At 62.0% G+C, this 25,908-nt stretch carries 19 protein-coding genes and 1 pseudogene; 10 read left to right on the top strand and 10 right to left on the bottom strand.

Going from position 1 to position 25,908, the window contains the following annotated elements; genetic code table 11:
* Positions 1-104 precede the first annotated feature (104 nt).
* Positions 105-974: a LysR family transcriptional regulator gene (locus tag AC1D1L_RS19605; RefSeq protein WP_352583558.1), complete on the bottom strand. Its 870-nt coding sequence runs from the start codon at positions 972-974 to the stop codon at positions 105-107.
* A gap of 232 nt (positions 975-1,206) precedes the next feature.
* On the opposite strand from AC1D1L_RS19605, the gene AC1D1L_RS19600 reads away from it, so the two are divergent.
* Complete coding sequence (locus AC1D1L_RS19600) at positions 1,207-1,452, top strand: DUF1127 domain-containing protein (RefSeq protein WP_477343097.1); 246 nt, start codon at positions 1,207-1,209, stop codon at positions 1,450-1,452.
* 29 nt (positions 1,453-1,481) lie between these two features.
* Here the strand turns inward: AC1D1L_RS19600 and AC1D1L_RS19595 are convergent, their stop codons facing one another.
* From AC1D1L_RS19595 to ftsZ, 3 genes are all read right to left on the bottom strand, one after another.
* Positions 1,482-4,685 carry an efflux RND transporter permease subunit gene (locus tag AC1D1L_RS19595; protein WP_477343096.1) on the bottom strand — a complete coding sequence of 1,068 codons (3,204 nt, stop codon included), beginning with the start codon at positions 4,683-4,685 and terminating at the stop codon, positions 1,482-1,484.
* The gene (locus tag AC1D1L_RS19590) at positions 4,682-5,788 is read right to left on the bottom strand and encodes an efflux RND transporter periplasmic adaptor subunit (protein WP_352584315.1); all 1,107 of its coding nucleotides are present in this window, start codon (positions 5,786-5,788) and stop codon (positions 4,682-4,684) included. Before AC1D1L_RS19590 ends, AC1D1L_RS19595 begins: the two co-directional genes overlap by 4 nt.
* A gap of 280 nt (positions 5,789-6,068) precedes the next feature.
* The gene (ftsZ, locus tag AC1D1L_RS19585; protein WP_112562102.1) at positions 6,069-7,049 is read right to left on the bottom strand and encodes a cell division protein FtsZ; all 981 of its coding nucleotides are present in this window, start codon (positions 7,047-7,049) and stop codon (positions 6,069-6,071) included.
* Between the two features lie 435 nt (positions 7,050-7,484).
* Between ftsZ and AC1D1L_RS19580 the strand changes: the two genes are divergently transcribed.
* The gene (locus tag AC1D1L_RS19580) at positions 7,485-8,582 is read left to right on the top strand and encodes a DUF930 domain-containing protein (RefSeq protein ID WP_477343095.1); all 1,098 of its coding nucleotides are present in this window, start codon (positions 7,485-7,487) and stop codon (positions 8,580-8,582) included.
* Positions 8,583-8,735: 153 nt separating this feature from the next.
* On the opposite strand, the gene AC1D1L_RS19575 is transcribed toward AC1D1L_RS19580, so the two are convergent.
* The 6 genes from AC1D1L_RS19575 to AC1D1L_RS19550 all read right to left on the bottom strand — a co-directional run bounded on the left by AC1D1L_RS19575 (position 8,736) and on the right by AC1D1L_RS19550 (position 15,268).
* The gene (locus AC1D1L_RS19575; RefSeq protein WP_477343094.1) at positions 8,736-9,482 is read right to left on the bottom strand and encodes a ribonuclease activity regulator RraA; all 747 of its coding nucleotides are present in this window, start codon (positions 9,480-9,482) and stop codon (positions 8,736-8,738) included.
* A 22-nt stretch (positions 9,483-9,504) separates the two neighbouring features.
* A complete protein-coding gene (locus AC1D1L_RS19570; RefSeq protein ID WP_477343093.1) occupies positions 9,505-10,668 on the bottom strand; it encodes a mandelate racemase/muconate lactonizing enzyme family protein in 1,164 nt (387 codons plus the stop codon).
* A gap of 31 nt (positions 10,669-10,699) precedes the next feature.
* Positions 10,700-11,797: an ABC transporter ATP-binding protein gene (locus tag AC1D1L_RS19565; RefSeq protein WP_477343091.1), complete on the bottom strand. Its 1,098-nt coding sequence runs from the start codon at positions 11,795-11,797 to the stop codon at positions 10,700-10,702.
* 10 nt (positions 11,798-11,807) lie between these two features.
* The gene (locus AC1D1L_RS19560; RefSeq protein ID WP_477343090.1) at positions 11,808-12,698 is read right to left on the bottom strand and encodes a carbohydrate ABC transporter permease; all 891 of its coding nucleotides are present in this window, start codon (positions 12,696-12,698) and stop codon (positions 11,808-11,810) included.
* Positions 12,695-13,654, bottom strand: coding sequence for a carbohydrate ABC transporter permease (locus AC1D1L_RS19555; protein WP_192259568.1), 960 nt, complete (start codon positions 13,652-13,654; stop codon positions 12,695-12,697). The genes AC1D1L_RS19560 and AC1D1L_RS19555 overlap by 4 nt, the downstream gene beginning before the upstream one ends.
* A gap of 135 nt (positions 13,655-13,789) precedes the next feature.
* The gene (locus AC1D1L_RS19550; RefSeq protein WP_477343089.1) at positions 13,790-15,268 is read right to left on the bottom strand and encodes an ABC transporter substrate-binding protein; all 1,479 of its coding nucleotides are present in this window, start codon (positions 15,266-15,268) and stop codon (positions 13,790-13,792) included.
* Positions 15,269-15,477: 209 nt separating this feature from the next.
* On the opposite strand from AC1D1L_RS19550, the gene AC1D1L_RS19545 reads away from it, so the two are divergent.
* The 8 genes and pseudogenes from AC1D1L_RS19545 (at position 15,478) to AC1D1L_RS19510 (ending at position 25,855) form a co-directional block, all read left to right on the top strand.
* Positions 15,478-16,188: a GntR family transcriptional regulator gene (locus tag AC1D1L_RS19545; protein ID WP_112562095.1), complete on the top strand. Its 711-nt coding sequence runs from the start codon at positions 15,478-15,480 to the stop codon at positions 16,186-16,188.
* Positions 16,189-16,242: 54 nt separating this feature from the next.
* Positions 16,243-17,409 carry a mandelate racemase/muconate lactonizing enzyme family protein gene (locus AC1D1L_RS19540; RefSeq protein WP_477231720.1) on the top strand — a complete coding sequence of 389 codons (1,167 nt, stop codon included), beginning with the start codon at positions 16,243-16,245 and terminating at the stop codon, positions 17,407-17,409.
* A gap of 65 nt (positions 17,410-17,474) precedes the next feature.
* Entirely contained in the window at positions 17,475-18,833 is a 1,359-nt protein-coding gene (locus tag AC1D1L_RS19535; RefSeq protein WP_477343088.1) for a mandelate racemase/muconate lactonizing enzyme family protein, read from the top strand.
* A 103-nt stretch (positions 18,834-18,936) separates the two neighbouring features.
* Positions 18,937-19,263, top strand: a complete 327-nt coding sequence (locus AC1D1L_RS19530) for an NIPSNAP family protein (protein ID WP_477343087.1) — start codon at positions 18,937-18,939, stop codon at positions 19,261-19,263.
* 8 nt (positions 19,264-19,271) lie between these two features.
* A complete protein-coding gene (locus tag AC1D1L_RS19525; RefSeq protein WP_477343086.1) occupies positions 19,272-20,471 on the top strand; it encodes a mandelate racemase/muconate lactonizing enzyme family protein in 1,200 nt (399 codons plus the stop codon).
* A gap of 397 nt (positions 20,472-20,868) precedes the next feature.
* A pseudogene (locus AC1D1L_RS19520) lies at positions 20,869-22,925 on the top strand (SPFH domain-containing protein).
* A gap of 512 nt (positions 22,926-23,437) precedes the next feature.
* On the top strand, positions 23,438-24,967 hold the full coding sequence (locus tag AC1D1L_RS19515) for an MDR family MFS transporter (RefSeq protein WP_477343085.1): 1,530 nt from the start codon (positions 23,438-23,440) through the stop codon (positions 24,965-24,967).
* A 51-nt stretch (positions 24,968-25,018) separates the two neighbouring features.
* Complete coding sequence (locus AC1D1L_RS19510; protein ID WP_477343084.1) at positions 25,019-25,855, top strand: amidohydrolase family protein; 837 nt, start codon at positions 25,019-25,021, stop codon at positions 25,853-25,855.
* Positions 25,856-25,908 lie beyond the last annotated feature (53 nt).

The raw sequence follows: 25,908 nt of genomic DNA, 5'->3' as shown, positions 1-25,908 counted from the left end.
GCTTTGCCGTAACTGTGTCGACAACCGCCTCTTTGTCCCCGGCTTCAGTGGCGGCCAGGAACGAGCGCCAGCATGCGCTCGGCTGGCGGGCGATCGACTGAGGCTTACCGGATAGGCGTCTCGCCGCGAAACAGCGGCTGATGCGCCCGCATCAAGGCCGCGATCCGGTCGGCGACTTTTCGTACCGGCGGGGAGTGACGTTCCTCGTGATGGGTGACGATCCATTGGTCGGTTTCGAGTTCTGGAATGGGCTGAGCAACGCGAACCAGCCGCGGGTCGCTGTCACCGACGAAGCATGGGAAGATCGAAAGGCCGGCACCGGCGGCCACCAGTTCACGCACCGAATGGGCGTTGTTGCCCCGCACCGCGATGCGGTCGCCGTGATGAGCTTGCAGCCAGCGCGCCGAGGCAATGTTTGCGCCTTCGCCAGTGACGCCGACGAACAACCCGGCGGCGATGCCGTTGATCAGGTGGCGTCCGGAATAAATGGCATGTGCAACCTTGCCGCTCTGACGGCCGGCCAGCCACTGTTCGGTCGGGCGCTCGCCGCGAATGCCGATGTCGGCGGCACGGCGGCCGATGTCGACCCGGTCGGTAGTGGTGATCAGTTCTACCCTTATGCCGTCATCGACCGTCCAGATTTCGCCGATATGGGCGGAAACGAAGGCCGAGGTCCATGGCCCGGCCGAGACGCGGACAATGCGGTCGGGCAGGCTGCCCTCGCGCCAGCGGGTCAGCGACTGCATTGCGGCCTCGACATCTTCGGCGCGCCGCAGCAGTTCGTCACCGACCTGCGTCAGCCGGTAGCCTGTCTGCTGACGCACGAACAGCGGTTCGCCGATCTGCTTTTCAAGCGCGGTGACGCGTCGGCCAAGGGTGGCCGCGCTTAGGCGCGTGGTTCCCGTCGCAGCGCTCAAGCCACCCAGCCGCGCAACGTTGAGAAACAACCTCAGATCGTCCCAGTCGATATCCATATTGCAGAAATGAAAAAATCGTTGCGACCGTGGCTGTAGCGCGAAGCGGGCACCACGCGCAAGTATGCGAGCCTTGGAAATGTTGGACAAATCCCGCCTTGCGGGGCGGCGACAAGCGCCTCGGCAGGCTAGGAAGCCGGCGCAATCCCTTCGATCGAGTACACTTTGAACCGATGCTTTGCGCTTTCGATTAATTCAGGCGCGGGCGTTCCGCCCGCCAAAGGAGACGATTATGTTCTATGAACTTCGACAGCGTTTCGCGCGCTGGCTTGCCTATCGCCAGACGCTTGCGAGCTTGAGGCGAGTCCCGGACCGCACACTGGCGGATGCCGGCATTTCTCGCGAAGACATCCGCGAGCGTGCCAGTTATGCCGCAGCCCGGCATCGTCTCGTCGAGCAGGGTCTCCACCGCACCTCGACGCCGAGATCACTCAGATCGTTGCCGTTGCCGCGTCGCGCCGATTTTCTGGAGCGATAAGCCGCGCCCGACGCGGCGAATTCGTAACCCTATTCGGCAGCCGTCTCCGATGGCGCCTCTGCCGGCGCCGAAGGCTCGGCCTCGGCACGCGGCTTGCGCCGTGAAAACAGCGACCTGAGCGTGACGTAGAACACCGGCGTCAGGAACAGGCCGACGAAGGTGACGCCGAGCATGCCGGAGAACACCGCGGTGCCGAGCGACTGGCGCATTTCTGCGCCTGGGCCCGTTGCGATCATCAGCGGCACGACGCCGAGGATGAACGCGAAGGCGGTCATCAGGATCGGTCGCAGCCTGAGCCGGCAGGCTTCGACGGCAGCCTCGGCGACCGACAGGCCGCGTTCCTGTGCCTGCCGCGCGAATTCAACGATCAGGATCGCGTTCTTGGCGGCAAGCCCGATCAGCACGATGAGGCCGATCTGCACGAGGATGTTGTTGTCCAGCCCTCGGAAAGACACGCCGAGCAATGCCGCGAGCACGCCGAGCGGCACCACCAGCACAATGGCGAAGGGCAGCACCCAGCTTTCATATTGCGCCGCCAGCGCCAGGAACACGAACAGCACCGACAGTCCGAAGATATAGACAGCGGCATTGCCGGTGTTGCGCTCCTGATAGGCGAGCTCGGTCCATTCATAGGAGGTACCGGCCGGCAGCGTCTGTGCCGTGATCGCTTCCATCTTGGCCAGCGCATCGCCGGTGGAAACGCCGGGCGCGGCGTTGCCCTGCAGCGGCACCGAGACATACATGTTGTAGCGCTGGACCAGCGCCGGGCCGGTGACGTCGCGGATCTCGATCAACGTGCCGAGCGGAACCAGCGCGCCGGTCGCCGAGCGCACCTTCAGTTTCAAAATGTCGGCGCGATCGAGGCGGAACGCCTGGTCGGCCTGCGCCCGCACCTGGTACACGCGCCCGAAAGCGTTGAAGTCATTGACGTAGGCGGTGCCCAGATTGATCGACAGCGTCTCGAAGATGTTGGGGATCGGCACGTTCAGGATGCGCGCCTTGTCGCGATCGATCGCCAGGAAGAATTGCGGGCTCGACGCGGAGAAGGTAGTGAACACGCCCGTCAGCCCCGGCGTCTTGTTGGCCTTGCCGGCGATTTCGTAGGCAAGCGCCAGGATCTGCCGCATGTCGGCGCTGTTGCGCTCCTGGATCTGCAGCTTGAAGCCGCCGGCATTGCCGACGCCGCGGATCGGCGGCGGCGGCAGTGCGATAATGAAGGCTTCCTTGATGCTTTGCAGGCTGCCGAACAGATTGCCGATGACCTGGGTCGCGGACTGGCCGGCTTTCAGTCGCTCGTCAAACGGCTTGAACCTGGCGAAGATCACGCCCGCGTTGCTGGCGTTGGTGAAGGTTGCGCCGGAGAAGCCGGCGAAGGCGACTGCGTAGTCGACGCCTGGGGTTTTCTGGATGATCTGCGACGCCTGCTGGATGACAGCATCGGTCCTCGACAGTGAGGCGCCGTCCGGCAACTGGACGACGACGATCGCATAGCCCTGGTCGAGCGACGGAATGAAACCGCGCGGCACCGTCTGCGCCATATAGACCGTGGCGGCGATGAGGGCCGCAAAAACGGCCAGCATGGCGCCGATCGCTATCCGCGAGCCGACCAGCACGCGGACGATGTTCGAATACCAATGGGCGAGCCTGTCGAAGCCGCGATTGAAGCCGTCGGCGAGCGCCTGTCCGAACCGCGCCAGGAAAAAGCGCGGCGGCGCCGCAGCAGTGTGGTGCGGCTTGAACAGCAGTGCGGCCAGCGCCGGCGAAAGCGTCAGCGAATTGAATGCCGAGATCGCCGTCGACACTGCGATGGTGATCGCAAACTGCAGGTAGAACTGCCCGGAAATGCCGGGGATGAAGGCTGTCGGTACGAACACGGCTATCAGCACCAGCGAGATGGCGATGACCGCCGTTCCGACTTCGTCCATGGTCAGGTGCGACGCCGGATTGGGCGCCAGCCCTGTGGCGATATTGCGCTCGACGTTTTCGACCACGACGATCGCATCGTCGACGACGATGCCGATCGCCAGAACGAGGCCGAACAGCGTCAGCATATTGAGCGAGAAGCCGGCGGCGTAAAGCACTGCCAGCGTACCGATCAGCGACACGGGGATCGCCACGATCGGCACGATCGCCATGCGCCACGATTGCAGGAAGACGATGATGACGATGATGACCAGCACCATCGCCTCGAGGATCGTCTTGTAGACCTCCTGGATCGACTCGGCGACGAACTCGGTCGGATTGTAGACGATGTCGTAGCTCAACCCCTTCGGGAAGTCGCGGGAGAGCTCCTTCATCTTGTCCTGGATCTCCGCGGCTGCGGCGAGCGCATTGGTGCCCGGCCGCTGGAAGATGGCGAGCGCCACCGCCGGTTTGCCGTTGAGATAGGAGTTGGTGACGTAATCCTTGGCGCCGAGCTCGATGCGCGCCACGTCCTGCAGCTGGATCAGGCGGCCGTCTTCGGTCGATTTGACGATCACGTATCGGAAGTCGCGCGCGTCGTTGAAGCGGCCTTGCGTAGTGACCGTGTACTGGAACGCCGTGCCCATGTTGGTCGGCGGCGCGCCGATCGAGCCGCCCGACACCTGGACGTTCTGGTCGCGCAGCGCCTGCACCACATCGCCCGAGGTCATCCCCAGGGCCGACAGTTTTTCCGGATCGAGCCAGATGCGCAGCGAATATTCGCGTTCGCCGAAGATGATAAGGTCGCCGACGCCGTCCAACCTGAGCAGTATGTCACGCACCCGCGAGCGGGCGTAGTTCGAGACGTAGAGCTGGTCGTAGGTATTGTCGGGCGACAGCATGTGCACGACCATCATCAGGTCGGGCGAGCTCTTGGTGGTGGTGATGCCGAGGCGGCGGACTTCTTCGGGCAGGCGCGGCTCGGCGACCGACACGCGGTTCTGCACCAGCACCTGCGCTTGGTCGAGATCGGTGCCCAGCTTGAAGGTGATGGTCAGCGCCATCGCCCCGTCGCCCGACGAATAGGACGACATGTAGAGCATGCCCTCGACGCCGTTGATCTCCTGCTCGATCGGCGTTGCCACGGTCGCTGCTACCGTCTCGGCGTCGGCGCCCGGATACTGCGCGCGAACGACGATGGTCGGCGGCGCGATCTCGGGATATTGCGCGACCGGCAGCTGGGTATAAGCAATCCCGCCAAGGATCAGCAGGACGATCGAAACGACCGATGCGAAGATCGGACGGTCGACGAAGAAATGGGCTAACCTCATTGCTGCAATCCGGCGGTCTCGACCTTGGGCGGCAACGTCACCATCTCGACCTTCACCTTGGTGCCGGGCCTGGCGTGCATCACCCCGTTGACGATGATCGTCTCGTTGCCGGTCAGGCCCTGGCGGATCACCCGGTAGCCGTCGAGAAGCGGGCCGGTGCGCACGGGCTTCGCCGATACCATGCCGGCCTCATCCACCAGGAACACGATGCGGCGATCCTGATCGGCGCCGATCGCCTCGTCGGGTACCAGCACGCCGCTATGCGGCAGCGACCCCGGCACGTTGATGCGCCCGAACATGCCTGGCTGGAGAACGCCGTCGGCGTTGGGAAACGTTGCACGCACCCGCATGGTGCCGGTCGCGTTGTCGATCCGGTTCTCGGCAAAATCGAGCTTGCCCTTGAATACCGCCTCCGCGCGGTCGGCGACGCGAACCACCACCTCGAGCCCGCCGGCGCCTTCCTGCATCGAGCCGCCTCGCTCCTTCGCGTCGCGGGCGTAGCTGAAATACAGGCGCTCATCGACGTCGAAATAGAAATCGATCGGATCGCGCGTAACGATGGTCGTCAGCAAGGTGGAATCCGGCTGTACGAGGTTGCCGACCGACACCAGCCGGCGGTCGATGCGGCCGGACAAGGGCGCCTTGATCTCGGTGAATTCCAGATTCAGGCTGGCCGACCTCAGCGCAGCCGTTGCGCCCTGCATCTGCGCCTGTGCCGAAAGGTATTCCCGCCGGCGGTCGTCGACCGTCGCGGTTGAGATATTGCCGGTCTTGGCGAGTTCGTCGGCGCGATCCAGCTGCATCTTGGAGAATTCGAGCAGGGACTTGGCGACGTCCACTTGCGATTTGGCGGCATCATAAGCCGCCTGGTACGGACGCTGGTCGATGGTGAAGAGCAGGTCGCCCTTGTTGACCAGTGCGCCATCCTGGAAGCTGACCTTGTCCAGATAGCCGCTGACGCGCGAACGGATGGCGACCTGGTCAACGGCTTCGAAGCGCCCGACGAACTCGTCGTCTTCGACGATGTCACGGACCACCGGCTTGGCCGCCGTCACCACGGGTAGCTGCTGGTCCTGCGCAAACGCAGTGCTGCTGAAAGCCATGCCGAGCAGGAATGTCGCCGACAGGACGGCGCGGGCAAGCCAGCCGGCCGATCGACGAGGTCGCCCGCCCGCGTCGCGATGCAACTGCCCATTCTCGGGGTTGTCCATTTGCGTCCCCACTCGCTGGACCCGGAGGGTCGATTGATCCGCTTCTACGCTCAGGCTTCGCGTCGATATCAGAGCCCTGCAGTATTGTGCATGGCAACATGATCATTTTCCATGTGGGCTGAAATGTCCACCCTGTGGTTGCCCCGCCATCTGGCTAGTGCCAGTCGCGATTTTACTGTGGCATCTCAAGTCCCGGCCGCAATCCTGTAGCGACGACTGAGACCCTGAATTTTCCGGCAAGTGCCCGGTCGAATATGGCGCCGACGATGATGTCGGCGTCGGCGTCGACCTCCTCGCGGATGCGGGTGGCGGCCTCGTCGACTTCGAAGAGCGTCATGTCCATGCCGCCCGAGATCGAGACCAGGACGCCCTTGGCGCCGATCATCGAGGCTTCGTCGAGAAGCGGGTTCGCGATAGCCGCTTCGGCGGCCTTCTTGGCGCGGTCCTCACCCGTGGCTTCCCCGGTACCCATCATCGCGCGGCCCATGTCGCGCATCACCGACTTCACATCTGCGAAGTCGAGATTGATCAGCCCCTCCTTGACGATGAGGTCGGTGATGCAGCCCACGCCGGAATAAAGGACGCGATCGGCCATGGCGAAGGCGTCCGCGAAAGTCGTCTTCGCGTCGGCGATCCTGAACAGGTTCTGGTTCGGAATAACGATCACGGTATCGGCGCATTCGCGAAGCCGCTCGATGCCCTCTTCGGCGGCTTGCATGCGGCGTTTTCCTTCGAAGGTGAATGGCTTGGTGACGACCGCCACGGTCAGGATGCCAGCTGTCCGAGCAGCGTTCGCTATGACGGGCGCGGCACCGGTTCCAGTTCCGCCTCCCATGCCGGCGGTCACGAAGCACATATGGGTTCCCGCAAGGTGGTCCCTGATCTCGTCGATCGATTCCTCGGCGGCGGCACGGCCGACCGCGGGCAGCGATCCGGCGCCCAGGCCTTCCGTGACATGGGCTCCCAACTGGATCAGCCGCGATGCCTTCGACATGGTGAGAGCCTGGGCGTCGGTGTTGGCGACGATGAATTCCGCCCCCTGCAGATTTTCCGCAATCATGTTGTTGACCGCGTTGCCTCCACCACCGCCGACGCCGACAACGGTTATCTTCGGCCGCATTTCAGAGATGACGGGCCTTGCCGCGGTGCTCATCGTCTTGTCTCCTTGGAATTGATCGACAAAAGATTCATCCCGAAACGCGCCGTTTGAACACGCCAGGTGCAAGAATCAGCTTTTACAGCCTTGGCGCAGGGAATCAGAGGGTGAACTTTGCGGCAAGACAAGATGTGGGCTCGTACCATATACGCCTGCAACTCTTGAACGTGTCTCAGCACAATCTTTTGGTATTGGCGAGCCATCGTAGCAATGCTGGTCGTGGTGTCTTTTGACGGCAACCAGCCGGTGCGCGCACTTGCCACGCGGCGCCATGATGAGATTCTGAAGCGCCTGGGCGCTCAAGGGGCCGTCAGAATCGGACGATGCGGAACGGCCGCAGCCCCAGCACGAGCGCGCTGGGGCTGCGGCTAAAATGCGCCAATGCGGCGGCAACGCTTGATGCGGCCGCAGTTTCGCTCCACATCGTGAGGCATGAAGGACGAGACATTTGAGCGGCGTCGGACTTTGCTGTGGGCCTTGCCCGCATCGCTGATCCTGCACGCGCTCATCGCCGCGTTCCTGATTTACGGCCTGCCTACGTCTCCGGAACAGCCGCAGGAGGAGCAACCGGTCAACGTCGCACTCGTACCTCCGCCCGATCCGCCAAAGCCGAAACCTGCTCCCACACCGCCTGCACCGAAACCCGAGGCGGAAAAGCCTCCCGAACAGAAGGTTGAAAAGCCGGCGCCTGAAAAGCTGCCGCCAATCGAGGTACTGAAGCCCGTTTTCCAGTTCGGTGATAAGGATACCGGCCCCCGGAAGTCCCTGGATGGAGGCAGCGCTAATGCCCCATCGCCCGCCAAGGATAACGAGCCAAAGCCGGCTGCCGCTCCAAAGGATGCAGAGAGCAAACCCGCTCCGGCGCCAGACGCCGGAGGGCCGGCAGAGTCAGCTAAGGTTGACGAGAAGCCGGAAGCAGACAAACAGGAGGCGGGGGCTCCAGACGCGGACAGGCAGGCATCCGTGGCAGCAATGCCTTTGACCAACCCCGGTGACGACGGTGAGATCGAGCTTCCAGCGTCGGCTCAGGCGCCTCAAACCAGACCCGAAAATGTGCCGAAACCCCGCCCTTCCAAGGCTGCGAAGTCAGGACGCGGAAGCACCGGAGAGCCAAGCTCCACGGAGGTGGCCGCGGCCACATCACGGGCGTATTCGGGCCTTCCGGGCGTCCGCAAGCTCTTTTCACAAGGCGCTACCGGTGATGTGTTCGCAACGAACTCGATGGCCGACGTGCCTCGCGACCAGCGGGCGGCCAAACTTTGCGCCAGCGTTCTGGAGCAGGAGCTGAAGGACGCGTCCAATTTTCCCCAATTGATCCCAGTTATCCCGCTGAAAGTCGGCAATACTCTTGACGCCCCCGACACTGCTTTTCGCACGGCAACGACATGGTACCATCTGAGCTTCCGGTGCGGAATCGACACCAATGCGACGCGAGTCACGTCCTTCGCCTTCCGTGTCGGAGCTGCTGCCACGCCCGAAGAAAGCGCCTTCCTTGAACGGGAAGCTCGTCTGCGACGCGGTCCCGGCTGAGACGGACCAGTAAGAGCGCATTTGCGCTTGGCGGGGCCCGCCGGCGAAGCCGGTCCCTTGCTTGCGAGGCAATAGTTGCCTCTTGAACGGCTCGGGTGCCGAATGCCGTCACAACGGAGTGGATGTAGTCGACCTACGCCGCGTGGTCCCACGTCAATCCGCCGGGCGATTGGCTTTGCGCCACTCCTCATATTCGCCGCGGGCATCGTCATGCAGCGGATAGTAGCGCTGCAGCGGCGCACCCTGCATCAGCTTCATGCGGGAGAACTCCTCCCACTCGTGATGCTTCTGTGATTCTTCGATCACTTTTGCGGCCATTGCGAGCGGAAGCACCACCACCCCGTCGTCGTCGGCCACGATGATATCGCCGGGGATCACCGTGACACCGCCACAGGCGATCGGCCCGTTGACGGCATTGGGGTAGATGCTGGTCTGCACATGATAATTTGGTGTCCAGCCGCGCAGCCAAAGGGGGAGGTCGAGCTTCTCGACATTGGGCCGGTCGCGCATGCACCCGTCGATGACGATGCCCGCGCCGCCTCTGCCCTTGAAATAAGTCGACATCATATCGCCGAAGACGCCGGAGCTCATGTCGCCGCGCGCGTCGACCACCACCACATCGCCTTCCTGAGCGTGATAGAGCACGTGCCGGTGCAATTGCGTTTCCGGGTCGGCGTATTCTCCCTCGCTGAAGAGGTCGGGCCGCTGCGGCAGGAATTGCAGCGTCAGCGCCGGCCCGACGATCGACTTCCCGTGGTTCTGCGCCACCGGACCGACCATGTGCGGATTGCGGAAGCCCATGTGGCCAAGCGTGCCGGCAACCGTCGCGGCGCCAATCTCCCTTAGCGCGTCGATCAGGTCTTTTGGCGGCCGCTGCGTGATATCGGGAGTATGCGTCATTATGGACTCCGGTTGGATTGAACTACCAGTTCGTGACTGAACCATCGCGGCGCTTAAGGTGAGGCGCTTCCCAGAAGCGGAAGCTCTGCGCCTGGATCGCCTCTTCATTGATCTCGACGCCCAGTCCCGGCAAATCGCTGACCGGGTAATCAGGGCCGTCCAGCCGTGGTTGGACGGGAAAGAACTCGGAATTGTCGAAGCCCAGCTTCCTTTCCGGCGCCCTGGTCTCGAGCCACGCGAAATTCGGCACCGCCGCGGCGAGATGGATGGTTGCGGCGGTGCAGACCGGGCCAAGGGGATTGTGCGGCATCAGGTCGACATAGTGCGCCTCGCTCCAGCCAGCGACCTTCATCGCCTCGGTGAGCCCGCCGACATTGCAAACATCGAGCCGGTTGAATTGGTGGATGCCGCGCTCGATGTAGGGCAGGAACTGCCATTTGCTGGCAAATTCCTCGCCGATGGCGAACGGGATGTCGGTCATCGTGCGCAGGGATTCGTAGGCCTCCGGTGTCTCGTCGCGTATCGGCTCCTCAAGAAAATCGAGCACGCCACGGCCGAGCTTGTTGCAGAAGCTCGCCGCCTCGGCCACCGACAGCCGATGATGATAGTCGATACCAAGGACCACCTCGTCGCCCAGCGCCTCGCGTGCCTTGTTTAGCATCCTCGCGGTAGCGCCAATCGACTCGCGCGGCTCGAAGATGTCCTTGCTGCTTTGCCCGATGGGGAAGAAGCGGATCGCCTGCCACCCCTGCGCGCACAGTTCCCGGGCTCGTTCGATGGCAATATCGCCCTCGGCCTCGTCTCCGGTCGAGGCGAAGGTGGGGATGCGGTCGCGCTGTTTGCCGCCGAGCAACTGGTAGACCGGCGCCCCCAGCGCCTTGCCCTTGATGTCGTGAAGGGCAATGTCGATGGCGGAAATCGCCGCCTGCAGAACGCGTCCGCCTTCGAAGTACTGGCTGCGATAGACCTCCTGCCAGATCCGACCAATCTGCATCGGGTCGCGGCCGATGAGGAATTCGCGATAGTGCTCGATCGCTCCGGCCACCGCCTTCTCGCGACCGCTCAATCCGCTCTCGCCCCAGCCGAAGATGCCCTGGTCGGTCTCGACTTTGACCAGCATCTGGTTGCGGGTTCCCACCCACACCGGATAAGGCTTGATCGCCGTGATCTTAAGTTTTGTGGTCATTCACACGCATTCCCCCACGCATTCCCCTGTCTCAATCGGCATGGAGGGCCATCTCCGTTTCGCCGTCGAACAGATGGATGCGTTCCTGATCGAACTCGAGCCAGATGTGCTCGTCGGGTGTGACGGCGATGTTGGGGCCCACACTGATGTTGACGATCGCGCCGGAGAGGAACGCTTGCACGAAGGTGACGTCTCCGGTTGGCTCCACCGTATAGGCCTTGGCCGGAATGGCACCGGGGGCGGCGCTCTTGTGCAGCTTGATCGTCGAATGTCGCGCGCCGAGCACGATCTTCCTGGTGGTTGCTCCCAGAACCTTGCGCGCGTTGAGTTGCGACAGCGGCAGGCTCCAGCCTTCCGCGCTGGTCAGAACGGTGCCGCCGTTTGCGGTCGATGCCTCCAGCGGGATAAGGCTCATCGCCGGGCTGCCGACGAAGCTCGCGACGAACATGTTGGCGGGATGGGCGAAAACTTGCGCCGGCGAATCGTATTGCTGCAGGAAGCCGCCGTTCATCACAGCCATCCTGTCGGCCATCGTCACGGCCTCGAGCTGGTCGTGCGTCACATAGACGATCGTCGCCTTGAGGTCCTGGTGGAACCGCTTGATTTCGGACCGCATCTGCACGCGCAGCTTTGCGTCCAGATTGGAGAGCGGTTCGTCCATCAGGAATACCGCCGGATCTCGAACGAGGGCGCGACCCAGGGCCACGCGCTGCTGTTGCCCGCCCGAGAGTTCGCGTGGCTTGCGCTCAAGCAACTGCGTCATATCGAGCACCTTCGCCGCTTCCCTGACCTTCTTGTCGATCTCATCCCTGGGCAGCTTGCGCATTTGCAGCGGGAAGGCGAGGTTCATATAGACCGACTTTTGCGGATAGAGCGCGTAGTTCTGGAACACCATTGCGATGTCCCGGTCCTTGGGATCGAGATCGTTGACCACCCGGTCGCCGATGAAGATATCGCCCGACGTTATCGGGATCAGCCCGGCGATGAGATTGAGCGTCGTCGTCTTGCCGCAGCCTGAGGGGCCGACGAGCGCAACGAATTCGCCGTCATTGACCGTCAGCGAAACGTCGTTGACAGCTTTGAAGCCGCCATAGGTCTTGACGAGATCTTTGAGGACCACGTGGGCCATCGGCAACTCCCTAATGCTTGACCGCGCCTTCTGTCAGGGCGCGTACGAAGTATCGCTGCAGGACGAGGAACAGCACCACAACGGGCACGCTCATCATGAAGCTCGCCGCCATCAGGCCTGGAAAGTCCGTCGTGTTTTCCGAAAAGAAGCGCTGGATGCCGACCGGCAGGGTCAACTGCTCGTTCTTCGAAAGGAAGGTGTAGGCATAGATGTACTCGTTCCATGCGCCGATGAAGGAATAGATTGCGGTGGCGATGATACCCGGCGTCGATAGAGGCATCACGATCAGGATGAAGGCCTGGAACCGCGTCGCCCCGTCGATGCGCGCCGCCTGCTCGAGCTGCACCGGAATGTTGTCGTAAAAACCCTTGAGCAGCCAGATCGCCAGCGGCAGGCCGAAGGTGAGATAGGTGAGAATGAGCGAGCCATGCGTGTTCACCAATCCGATCGCGCGCATCAGGATGAAGAGCGGCACGAGAAAGATCACCGCCGGGAACATGTTGCGAAGCAGCACGGCGAAGAACAGGAAGTTCCGGCCGGGGAAACGGAAGCGCGAAAACGCGTAGGCGGCGGGGACCGCCACGATCACCGAAAGGATCGTCGTGACCGTCGACACGAAAAGGCTGTTCCAGAAGAAGCGAAGGAAATCCTGGCCGACGCTGTTTTGCGGATCGAGCAGCTTCTGGTAGCTGGCGAGGGTAGGTTCTTCCGGCCACCATTGCGGCGGGAACTGCATCGCCGCGAACCCGGACTTGATCGATGTGATCAGCATCCAGATCATCGGCAACGCGGTGTAGAGCAGCATGAACACGAGAAAGATGCGCCCGGCCCACCGCCATCCGTCGACGCGCACACGCCGCCGGGTCCGGCCTCGAGGGGCTGTGGCGGCAATCGTGCTCATGCGCCCCCCTCCTTGCGCTCGTTGCCGGCCAGCGCACGGACGTAGAAATAGCCCAGCACCATCAGCATCAAGAACAGAAGCACCGAATAGGCCGATGCGACGCCCCAGCGCTGCCGGCCGAAGGCGAGCTCATAAATGTGGGTGATCCAGATATGCGACGCGTTGGACGGCCCACCGCCGGTCATGATCCAGGGGATGATGAAGGAATTGAAATTGGCCACCGCCAGCAGCAGGATCGTCACCGTCGAGACGTTGCGCAAATGCGGGAAGGTGACGTGCCAGAAACGTTGCCATGCGTTGGCCCCGTCGACTTCCGCGGCGCGCAGCAACTGTTCGGGGACCGTCTGCAAGCCGGCCATCATCATGATCATGGCAAACGGAAACTCGCGCCAGATATTGACGACGATCAATGAGGGCAGCACCGTGCTGACATTGTCGATGAAGTTCGGCGGCTGGTCGGCCAATCCGAGGCCGACCAGCACCGCGCCGATGATTCCGAAGTCCGAATGGTAGATCCACTTCCAGATATAGGAGGCGGCAACCGCGCTGATGACCCAGGGAATGATCAGGATGGCGCGCAACACACCACGGCCGACAAAGTCGCGGTGGAGCGCCAGCGCGGCGCCAAACCCCAGGACAAAGGAAAAGAAAGTGGATCCGATTGTCCAGATCAGGGTGTTCCAGGTGACTTTCCAGAACACCGGACTGGTGAGAATGGCCGTGTAGTTGTCGAAGCCGATGAAGGTCTTGTCGCGGAGCTGCAGGCCTGGCGGCGTCTTAAAAAACGACAGCTCGATCGTGTAGTAGATTGGATAGGCGATGACGACGAGCATCACGGCGATGGCGGGAAGCACGTACGCATAGTCGGCGCGATGCTGCCAGACATTCCGCAGCACGCCGGACCGGCCGGGCTGCAATCTTCGGCCAGTCTCGGCCTTGCCGGTTACGATCGTCACTGTGGCGAGCCCTTGTTCCTCGGGACGACCGGCTGCACTTGCTATCGGCACAGCCGGTCAGATCGCATGTCAGGTTGAAGCACTTCCGGGAAAAGTGTGAAACGGCTTTCCGTCCGGAATTGCGTCAAAGCCGCTCTAGAGTCCGCCCATCAGATCCTTTACCTTCTGGGCCGCGTCGTCCGCCGCCTGGTCGACCGTCATCGCTCCGGTCAGGGCATTCTGCAGCATGTCCGGGACAATGATGTTCATGATCTCGGGGGCCTGAGGCAGCGCCGGGAACGGGATGCCGTATGGCAGCATCGAGGTCGTGACATCGAGGAACTTGATGCTGTCCAGGCGTTCCTTCATCCATTTGGTCTTGAAGCCGTTAAGGTTGCCCGGGTTCGAGCCCGCATAGGCCATCTTCAGCGACCATTCCGGGCTCGTCCACATGCAGATGATGGCTTTTGCAGCCGGCTCGTCGACCTTGCCGCCCTCGACATATTCGGGCTTCAGGATGTGAATGTTCGAGCCGCCGAACACCACGGCGCGCTTGCCGTCCGGGCCTGTCGGAATGAGGCCGTAGCGCATGTTGTCGATGACGGTCTGCGCCTTGTCCTTGTCGGCACCCGTCGCCTTCTTCTGCAGGTCGAGCATCACGTTGTAATCGGACGGGTGCGAGATCATCATGCCGAGCTGGCCGGCGACGAACAGGGGCTGGTTGTCCGCCTGCTGGTTGGTGAGCGCCGAAACCGGAACCGACTTGTCGCGGACATACATGTCATAGGAAGCCTGCAGCGCCGCCTTGCTCTGCGGGCTGTTGAGCTCGACCTCCTTATAGGTCGGGTTGGCGGTGGCTTCGTCGAAGACGCCGCCGCCATAGGCCCACAGCTGGGGCATGAAGCGGTACGGCGTGTTGCCGGCGTTCTTGCGGGCCACGAGGCCGTAACCGGCAATGCCGAGCTTGTCGTGGATCTGCTTGGAATATTTGACGACGTCGTCCCATGTAGCAGGAGCCTTGTCCGGATCGAGACCCGCACGCTTGAAGATGTCGGCGTTCCAGATGAACGCCATCGTCTCGTTGTTGGTTGGAATGCCGTAGGTCACCCCGTCCCAGGTCACTGCCTTCATGGCGCCGGGCCAGAAATCCTCTGTCGAATAACCCACATCCTCGGGCTTGAGCGGCTGCAGATAGCCCTTTGAGGCGAACTCGGTACCACCCAGGATTTGCAGGCGGACCGCCATCGGCGCCGCATTGCCGAGGAGCGCCGTGCGGAACTTGTCGAGAAGATCGTTGTAGGTGAGGGCTTGTTCTTCCAGCTGGATGTTCGGGTAGGTCTTGCGGAAGGTTTCGAAGAAATCCTTGTAGTACTGGCGCAGGAGGTCGGGGTCGCCCTCGAACACGCCCTGATACCAGAAAGTCAGTCGCCCCTTGTAGTCGAGAGGGGTGACCTTGCCGCAATCGGCGGCCGTGTCGAAATCCTGCGTGCCCGCAATGGAGCGCACATATTCGGGCGACCACTTGCTCAAGTCGACCGGCGCCGCAGCCAGCGCCGATGCGGACATCAACGATACCACCAAAGCAGTGGAGACAGCGCCGCGCAGGACGGCACCGCCGAGTGAAATCCTCGTCATAGGGTATCCTCCAGGTTTCTCTCCCACGCCGCTCTGCGTCGAGGCGAGCGGTCCTGCTCGTCGGTGGCCGAACATACCGTTCGATGTATCCCTTCGAGCACTTCATACGTTTTCAGATCGTTGATTGTCTGTCAACGCGCCAAATCGTACATTGTTTATGGAAACCGTGCGTGATATCGATTAAAGCGTGTATTGATTTGGGGGCAGTCTTGGCCGAAGCAAGCGATTTCAAAGCAGAGCCACCCGAAGGGATCGACCCTATCGGGGCCTCCAGCGAGGGCGCATCGCTTTATCAACTGATCAGGGAAGACATCATCGAGGGGCGGCTCGCTGCCAACGAACGGCTTGTGGTCACCGATCTCGCCCGGCGTCACGGTACCTCGACCAACCCCGTGCGCGAGGCTCTGCAGCTGCTGCGGGGCGAGGGCTTTGTCACCTTTGTTGCCAACCGTGGGGCGCGCGTCCGGCCTATAGACCAGGATTTTGTCCGGGATATCTACGAGATCGGAGTCCTGATCGAGCCAGCACTGACGCGATGGTTTGTGAATATGGCTACCGTGGAGGACATTGCCGAACTCGAACGTATCCAAGGCCTGATTGAAGAGAACAATTTTGCCGACACGTTCAGGCACAGCGAACTGGATACCGCCTTTCACACCGTGATGTACCAAAGGCACTACAACCGCCATGCCGCCGAGCTTTGGTGGAAGCATCGCGAAGTGCTGCGGGCTGTGAGCCGGCGTTTCAATTTCACGCTCGCCCGGCGTGCCGCGATCCTTCGCGAGCACCGCGAGCTCATCGCGCATGTAAAAGCGGGAAATGCCGACGAGGCAGCCGAATTGATTGCGCGCCATGTTGAAGGCTCCGGCCGGCATGTCCTCGAACACATGCGCGCGCGCAGCGCCGCTCGGGCAGGATAGAACATCCGGTCCGGAACGCAGCTATCCCGATCCATTTCGCATAAGGCAGTTGAGATGAAAATCACGAGCGTTCGGCCGTGGCTGATCAAGTCCGGTGCTTCTTATTGGGGAGAGTTCCTGTTCGTCGAAGTGACGACCGACGAGGGGGTGAGCGGCTGGGGAGAGATCACCACCACCACAAGGCTCGCCAACCGCGCGCTCTGCACGATCCTGCGGCAGATCGGTGCCGCCGTGACAGGCGAGGACCCGGCGCGTATCGAGTATCTGTGGCACAAGATATTCCGCAGCTTCACCTATATGGGCAGCCGCGGCGCCGCCGTCGAATGCGTGAGCGCCATCGACATAGCTCTCTGGGACATCCGCGGCAAAGTCCTTGGCAAGCCGATCTACGAGCTGCTGGGCGGACCGGTACGCGATGAGGTCGCGCTCTATACCCATCCTGACCAACGCAAGTTTACCAGCAAGGAGGCTGTGGTTCGCGAAATTCGGGACATCGTCGAGTCCGGACACACGGGGCTGAAGTTCGATCCTTTCCCGCATCAGGGCCGCACTGCCGATGGGCAATCGCGCGAGCAGCGGGACGGCTACCTCGATGGCAGCATGACCCGCAAGGACGAGCGCGAGGCCGCCGAACTGACGGCTCTGATCCGCGAAACGGCGGGGCCCGATGTCGACATTCTCATCGACGCGCATGGTCGCTTCGACGTTCCCACCGCCATTCGCCTCTGCCGGAGCCTCGAGGAAGCCGGCCAGATCGACTGGTTCGAGGAACCCTGTCCGCCCGAGAGCCTCAACGCCCTCAAACAGGTGCGCGAGAAAGTCAGCGCCCCTATCTCGTGGGGCGAGCGCGGCCACACGAAGTGGGATTTCGTGCCGGTGCTCGAGAACAAGCTCGCCGATTACATCATGCCGGACGTGACCTGGACCGGCGGCATCACCGAACTCAAGAAGATTTCCGCTCTGTGCGAAGCCTACTATATCCCGGTGTCGCCGCATGACGCTGCCGGGCCGATCAATGTGGTCGCGGGAGCCCAGGTGATGATGACCGTTCCCAACTTCTACAAGCTCGAGACGTCGGAGTGGAACCTTGGCAAATACGATCACCTCATCGACAGACCCCTCGACGTGTCAAACGGCAACCTCAAGCTGACGTCGAAACCCGGTCTGGGTGTTGAGATGAACCGCGAGTACCTGCAGGCCCACGAGATTGAGCTGGGCTAGCAATGCTCTCGCCCGGCGCAGCGTGCGGGCCCGCCAAGCGTAGCCAACCAGAACGAGGATAGATCATGCCAAAGACGGACGCAGCCGGCGAGGCGCTCAATCGTGTAAACACGAACTCCAGGCCGAGCGAGCTGCGCATCACCGACCTGCGCGTCGCCGAGATCGTCGGCGCGCCGTTCACCTCGGCGCTTGTCAAGATCTACACCAACCAGGGCATTGTCGGCCTGGGCGAAGTGCGCGACGGCGCCAGCGCGACCTATGCGCTGATGCTCAAGAGCCGGTTGCTGGGCGAGAACCCCTGTGACGTCGACAGGCTGTTCCGGCGCATCAAGCAATTTGGCGGCCATGGGCGGCAAGGTGGCGGTGTCTCGGCAATCGAAATCGCGCTCTGGGACCTCGCCGGCAAGGCCTATGGCGTGCCGATCTACCAGATGCTCGGCGGACGGTTCCGCGACAAGGTGCGGGTTTATTGCGACACCGACGCGGACAAGCCCAGCGGCACCGAGACCGGCAAGCGGCTCAAGGCGCGGATGAATCTCGGTTTCACATTCCTCAAGATGGATCTCGGGCTGGCGCAGATTTCCCACATCCCAGGCGCGGTGGTCGCGCCGGCCGGCGTGCTCGACGGTTTCCGCAGCCATGCCGCCCGTGGTCCGGCGCGCACGCTGGACGAGCGGCGGGCGCGCAACGCCGCCTATGATGCGCAGAACGTACCGCATCCCTTCACCGGTCTCCACTTCACCGAGAAGGGCATCGACCTGCTCGATCAATATATCCACGAAGTCCGCGAGGTGATCGGCTACGAGATTCCGCTCGCCGTCGACCATGTCGGCCACATCTCGCTGCAGGATGGCATTCGTCTAGCCCGGCGGATCGAGAAATACGCACCGGCCTGGCTCGAAGACGTGATCCCCTGGCAGTACACCGAACAGTATCGGCAGCTGCAGCAGGCTACGTCGGTGCCGATCTGCACAGGCGAGGACATCTACCTGAGGCAGGCATTCGAGCCGCTGCTCAACGCGGGCATCTCGGTCATTCACCCAGACCTGCTGACGTCAGGCGGCATTCTCGAGACCAAGAAGATCGGCGACGCGGCGCAGGAGCATGGCGTTGCCATGGCCATTCACATGGCGGAAAGCCCGATCGCGGCGATGGCCGCCGCGCATGTCGCGGTGGCCACGGAAAACTTCATGGCGCTCGAATATCACAGCGTCGAAGTAGACTGGTGGGACGATATCGTCACGGGCCTGCCCAAGCCGCTGGTCAAGGACGGCTTCATCACCGTGCCGGACAAGCCAGGCCTCGGCATAGACGACGTCGTCGACGAAGTTATCAGCCAGCATTTGCAGCCCGGTGTCACGGGGATATGGCAATCCACCGAGCATTGGGACAATGAACATAGCTGGGACCGGACCTGGAGTTAGCCCAGACCCCCCGCCCTCATTCCCCCAGGCTCACGGGGCCAACGACCGACCATTCGTGTCGACCTCTCCCAAGGTAGAGGCGAAGAAAGAAACGGACGAAACCATGATCTACGAACTGCGTATCTATGACTGTCTGCCGGGCAGGCTGCCGGCTTTGCTCAAGCGCTTTTCCGACCAAACGCTGGCCATCTGGGAAAAGCATGGCATCCGCCAAGCCGGGTTCTTCACCACGGTGGTCGGCGAAAGCAGCAATCGACTGACCTATTTCGTCGCCTGGGAATCCCTTGCCGAGCGCGAAGTGAAATGGAAGGCCTTCACCACCGATCCGGCATGGCTCAAGGTCCGCGACGAGTCCGAGCGCGATGGCCCGATCCTGGCCAATATTTCCAGCCAGTTTCTCGCGCCAACCGCCTTCTCGTCGGTGAAATAGAGGACATCATGAAGATCACCGATCTCCGGTGCGCCGTCATCGGCAAGCACCCCATCGTGCGCATCGTCACTGACGAAGGCCTCTATGGCCTCGGCGAGGTCGAGTACACCAAGCCCTATCTCAAGCCTTGGGTGCTGCATTTCCGCGAGGTATTGATCGGCGAGGATCCGACGGATGTCGAACGCTGTATGCTGAAGATCCGCCAGCGGGGCTCGTTCAAGCCCTATGGCGCCGCCGTCAGCGCCATCGAGCATGCGCTGTGGGACATCGCCGGCAAGGCGGCAGGCGTTCCTGTCTACAAGCTGCTCGGCGGCAAGGTCCGCGACCAGGTGCGGGTCTATAACGGCTCCATACGCAAGAAGCGCACCGGCGACAGGCCGGAGGACTACGCGGCCGACGTCAAATGGATGATGGAGCGGCCGGAAAACTTCTTCATGGTCAAGCAAGGCATCAGCTTTCACTCCAACATGAAGACCAGCGTGCCCGACTTCCACTACGGCGTGCGCCAGCCGCCGACCTATCATGGGGCGATGGACCAGGGCCAGATCAGCGAGCGCGGCATGGCGCATATGATCGAATGCGTCATCGCCATGAAGGAGGTGCTCGGCGACAAGGTCTCGCTGGCGCTGGATTGCGGTCCCGGCTGGTTCCTGCCCGACGCCATCCGCTTTGCGCAGGCCGTCGAGAAATACAATCTGATGTGGCTGGAGGACATGCTGACCGGCGACTACGTGCCATGGGTCAATCCGCAGGCCTACCGCGAACTCACGACATCGACGTCTACTCCCATCCACACCGGAGAACAGATCTACCTGCGGCATAATTTCAAGGAACTGATCGAAACGCAGGCCGTGCGCGTCATCGGTCCGGATCCCGCCGATATTGGCGGCATCGCCGAGCTCAAATGGGTGGCCGAGCACGCCTATATGCACTCGATCATGATGGCGCCGCACGGTACGGCGAACGGCCTGCTCGGCCTCGGCGCACTGATCAATGTCTGCGCCACGCTGCCCGCCAACTATATCGCCTTCGAATATCCCAGCGCCTCCGACCCCTGGTGGGAGGATATCGTTGTTGGTCTGCCCAAGGGGCAGATCGTGAAGGATTCGATGGTCGACCTGCTCGAAGCACCGGGGCTGGGCCTCGACATCGATGCCGCGGGAGCGAAAAAATATCTTGCGGAAGAGGACGCCGGTTTCTTCGACTAGCGTGTGCGGTCACGGGGGCCGACGGTTCTAACCCGTCAGGAGCGCCGTTTCGCGCTCTTGCCAATTATAAAAGCCAACGACCACGCTATTCGAAATAGCATTGGAAATAATTATTCGGTTTTCGCGCGAAGTATCTTTAAACCCGTTGGCGCTATGCCTACGTCATTTGGTGTAGTGTCTATCAAGGCAACACCGATGTGAGATAGCTCACGGCCACGCCTCCCTTCACTGGGGACTCGGGACGCGCGGTCGTTTTTCCACACAATGAGCAGCCCAAACGTTCGACACGCCCTAAGTGCGTCGAGCGTTTTGGTGCGCAGTCTCCCCGTTTCATCAATCAACACCAACCGGGTGACCCTCGGGTGAACGAACCCGCGCGCCCCATAGGAGAGAAGAGATGGACGCCCTACAATATCTCGGCCCGATCGAATGGACGGCGGTCGAGGTCGCCGTGCTGGTCATCGTGCTTGCAATCCTGCTCTGGTGGAGCGGCGTGGTCCGCTACATCCCAAACGACAGGCTCGGCATCCTGGAAAAACTATGGAGTTTTCGCGGTTCCATCAGCAATGGCTTCATCGCGCTCAACCGTGAGGCAGGCTACCAGCCGGAAGTCGTGCGCGGGGCCTGCATTTCTTCATGCCGTTCCAATATTCGATGCATCGCGCCAATCTTGTCACTATCCCGCAGGGTCAGATCGGCTATGTCTTTGCCCGTGATGGCAAACCGCTGCCTCCGACGCAGACACTTGCTTCCAACACCGACGCCGATGATTTCCAGGATGTTCGCGGCTTTCTCGAAAAAGGCGGACAGAAAGGGCCGCAGCGCAAGATCTTGCGTGAAGGCACCTATGCCATCAATCTCGCACAATTCATCGTGCTGACCGCCCAGTCGATCTATGCCGTCAATCTGAGCTCGTCGGAACAAAGCCTTTTTTCCAACATGTCCAGCATGATCTCGGAGCGGGGCGGCTTTGAGCCGGTCGTCATCCATAATTCCGATGACATGATCGGCATCGTCACCATCCATGACGGTCCGGCCCTGCCGGACGGCGAGATCATCGCACCGACCGTCGCCAACGATCCGAACGATCCGAACTTCCACAACAATTTTCAGGACCCGGAGAAGTTTCTCAAAGCCGGTGGCTACCGTGGCCGGCAGTTGCAGGTGCTGGCCGACGGCAGCTACTTCCTCAATCGCATTTTCGCGACCGTCGAACTGGTCGAGAAGACGATCATTGACGTTGGCACGGTTGGTGTCGTCGTCTCCTATAACGGTCGCCACGGCACGGATATATCCGGGCAGGCATACCGTCACGGCGAGCTCGTCGAAATCGGGGCACGGGGTGTCTGGTCAACGCCGCTGCTGCCAGGCAAGTATGCGTTCAATACCTATGCCGGCAAAATCATCACAGTGCCGACCACCAACTTCGTGCTCAAATGGACGAAGGAGCAGTTTGGCGAACACAGGCTTGACGAGAACCTGTCTGAAGTGTCGTTGATCACCAAGGATGCGTTCGAGCCTGTGCTGCCGCTCTCCGTCGTTGTGCATATCGACTATATGAAGGCGCCGCTCGTGGTGCAGCGTTTCGGTGACATCAAGCGGCTGGTCGAACAAACGCTCGATCCGATGGTTTCTGCCTACTTCAAGAATATCGCCCAGACAAAGACGCTGATCCAGCTTTTGCAGGAGCGTAGCGATATCCAGCGCAAATCGGGCGAGGAGATGCGCGAAAAATTCAATACCTACAGCCTCGAGCTGCAGGAAGTGTTGATTGGTACGCCCCGTGCTGCCAATGGCCAGAACAGCATAGAGCAGATCCTGATCCAGCTGCGCGAGCGCCAGATCGCAGTCGAAAAGGTCGAGACTTATAAATTGCACGAGAAGGCGGCCATTCAGGAACGCACGTTGCGTGAGAAGGAGGCGCTCGCCGAACAGCAAGCCAAGATCACGACGTCCGCACTTACCATCGAGATCAGTGAGAACGAGGGCAAGGCGCAACTCGCCCGCACCCGCCAGGAGGCGGAAACCATTCAGGTGACTGCCAAGGCGGAGGCCGAGAAGGTGCGTCTCGGCGGCCAGGGCGAGGCCGACATGATCAAGGCTATCGCGCTTGCCGATGCCGAGCGCATCAAGGCGACCGGTTTTGCGGAAGCCGAGAAGGTGCGTGCCCTCGGTCTGGCGGAGGCCGAGGCCACCGAGAAGAAGGTCGCGGCCTTCGGCGGCCCGGACTATCAGCTCAACTCGCAGGTTCTTATGCGCTTCGCCGAGGCGATCGAAAATGGCAGGCTACCGCTCGTGCCGCAGATCCAGATCGGCGCCACCGGTGGCGGGAAGGGGGCCGCCAACGGCCTTGTGGAAATGATGCTTTCGATGCTCGTTGCCGACCGGGTTGGACAGCAGAACCTACCGGATGCGATCCCGGCACCCGTTGAGGAGGAATCCGTTGAGGATTGATTGAAAATGGGCCGTTGTACCGGCCCATTCTGCGCCCTGCCGAAACATACCCGGCGGGGCGCAGGAACCCACTCATGCCGGCCGGTCCGTACACCGGCATAGACAGGCATGCGAAAGCGTTCCCGCATCGGCTGAATCCCGGCGCGCGGCGGAAACCCTTCCCGATATCGGCATAGTCGTCAGGGTCGATGGATTGTTGCCAGAACCGGATTTCTCGTTGAGGATCTGGCCGCAATGTTGCGCATCCGGAAAGAATAGATGGACCGTATCGAAGCCATGCGGGTGTTTGTAGCGGCGCTGGACGAGGGCAGTCTGGCGGCTGCATTGACAGCATCGTCGACCTGATCGCGCGCGACCCCGCGGAACAGGTCGCGACGATCATCCACGACTGCACGGTCCGCTGGGGCTCTTCCTTTTAACCGGACGGACTGCGTCCAGGCATGGCGTTATCGCCTATTTGACACCTCTCGGCCGTGGGCACATAAATCGCGCCCCAAGTTACGGAGACCCCGATGACTGTCGACCAGACGCTGCCGGATGCGGCGCCCGTGGAGGCCGAAGCCAGGCCTGATCTGACGACACTGGTCGTCTATTTCGGTGCGTTGATCGCCATGTTCATGGCCACCATCGACATCCAGATCGTCGTCACCGCCTTGCCCACCATTGCCGGTGAACTCGGCAATCTGCATCTGTTCGGCTGGGTGGGTGCCGCCTATCTGCTGTCGACCGCCGCAGTCTCGCCTTTCTATGGCAAGCTCGGCGATATGTATGGCCGCAAGAATGTCGTGTTGACGGCGATCGGCCTGTTTCTCGTAGGGTCGCTGGTCTGCGGCATGGCTTGGTCGATGGAGAGCCTGATCGCCGCGCGGGTGCTGCAGGGCATCGGCGGCGGCGGGCTGATGGTCTCGGCCTTCGCCATGATCGGCGAGTTGTTCGGGCCGCGCGACCGCGCCAAATACCAGGGCTATAGTTCGGCAGTGTTTGCGCTGTCGTCGGTGCTCGGTCCGCTGGCCGGCGGCTACATCACCAGCCTGTTCGGCTGGCGCTGGGTGTTCCTGGTCAACCTGCCGATCGGCATTATCGTAATGGCGGTGCTGGCCTTCGCCATGCGCAGCCGGTTCAACGAGAGAAAGCACCACATCGACTATCTCGGCGGCGCGCTGCTCGCCATCGGCACGACGGCCATCGTCTATTGGGGCTATCATGTGCTCGACCCGACAGGGCCGGACCTCATCACCTTCGCGCTGCCGCTGGTTGCGCTGGTCGCCATCGTCCTGTTCATCATGGTGGAGCGCCGGGCGGAAGAACCGATCGTGCCGTTGCGGCTGTTCGGCAACTCGACGGTCAGCATCGTCTCCGGCGTGTCGCTGGTCGCCGGAACGGTGACGCTGGGCATGTTCTTCTATTTCGCGCTCTACATGCAGACGCTGACGGGTTTAAGCCCGGCCGAAGTCGGCTTCCTGTTCCTGCCGGCGTCGCTGACGTCGATGGTCATCTCAATCGTCGCCGGTCGCGTGATTGCCGCAACCGGACGCTACAAATGGATGCCGGTGGTCGCGATGGCTATCGGCGGGTTCCTGATGCTGGGCTTCATCGTCACCAACCAGCACACGCCGATCTGGGTGCTGGCGACAATGATGGCTGTGTTCGGCATCAGCATGGGTCTGCAGTTCCAGGTGTTGATCGTGGCGATCCAGGCGGCGGCGCCCCTGCAGGACATCGGCGCGGTGACGTCGCTGATCACCCAGGCGCGGACCTTGGGGGCATCACTGGGACTGGCGCTGAATGGCGCGGTGATGATCTGGGCCCTGAACCGGCAGACTGCCGAACTCCCCGCCGATGCCGCAGCCCTGCTGCCGCAGGGCCTGAACGGGTTGACCCCCCACCTCGCGTCGAGCCTGCCGGGCGCGATCCGCGAAGTGGTGCTCGACCATTACTCCAGCGGGTTCAACGTGATGTTCATCTGGGTGGCGGCGCTCTACTTCGTTGCCATGGGGCTGACGTTGCTGCTCGAGGACAAAGAGATCCCGAAGCGGCATTGAACCAGGCCTGGAATATCTGGCGACGATACGAAATCGACTCGCGAGGAAAGCATGATCATCGACACCCATCTGCACCTGATCGATCTGTCGGCGCTGCGCTATCCCTGGCTTGCCGGCGCACCGGCGCTCAATCGCGATTTCCCGCATGAGGAGTATGCGACGCAGGCCCGCCGCGCCGGCATCGAGGCGGCATTGCATATGGAGGTCGATGTCGATCAAGCCTACATCGAGGCCGAGACCAGCCATGTCAAGGCGCAGTCGCAGCAGGCGGGTAGTCTTTTGCGCGGCGCGATTGCCGCTTGTCGTCCAGAGGAGAGCGGTTTTGCCGCCTATCTCGAACGCCAACAGGGCGATCCCTTCATCAAGGGGTTCCGCCGCGTGCTGCATGTCATGCCGGACGAGCTTTCGGACAGTGCGCTGTTTCGCGACAACATCAAACGGCTTTCCGGCAGTGGGCTGACCTTCGATCTCGTGGTCCTGCCGCATCAGATTCCACGCGCGATTGCACTCGCCGATCTCGCGCCGGACGTCCAGTTCGTTCTCGACCATTGCGGCGTGCCCGATATCAAAGGCCGCGCCGAGCACCCATGGCGCGAGCACATGGCCGAGATCGCGCGGCGCCCCAATGTTATTGGCAAGATTTCGGGCGTCGTGGCCTATGCGGACCCCAGCTCGTGGAGTGTCGAGAACTTGCGCCCCTATGTCGAACACACGATCGGGTCTTTCGGTTGGGATCGCGTCGTCTGGGGCAGCGACTGGCCGGTGTGCACGCTTGGCGGAGGGCTCGCGACCTGGGTGGCGGCGACGCACGCGCTGATCGCGGGCGCCAGCCCCGAGGAGAGGATGAAATTGCTGTCGGGCAATGCCAGGCGGATGTGGAAGCTATAGGGCGATCGGACAAGGTTCGCGATTGCCGGCAAGCGTGCAGAACGCCACCACAG

This window comes from Mesorhizobium sp. P2_D6, from assembly GCF_056404315.1.
Note: the sequence above shows the minus strand (reverse complement) of the source record. Positions and strands in the feature narration are given on the sequence as shown.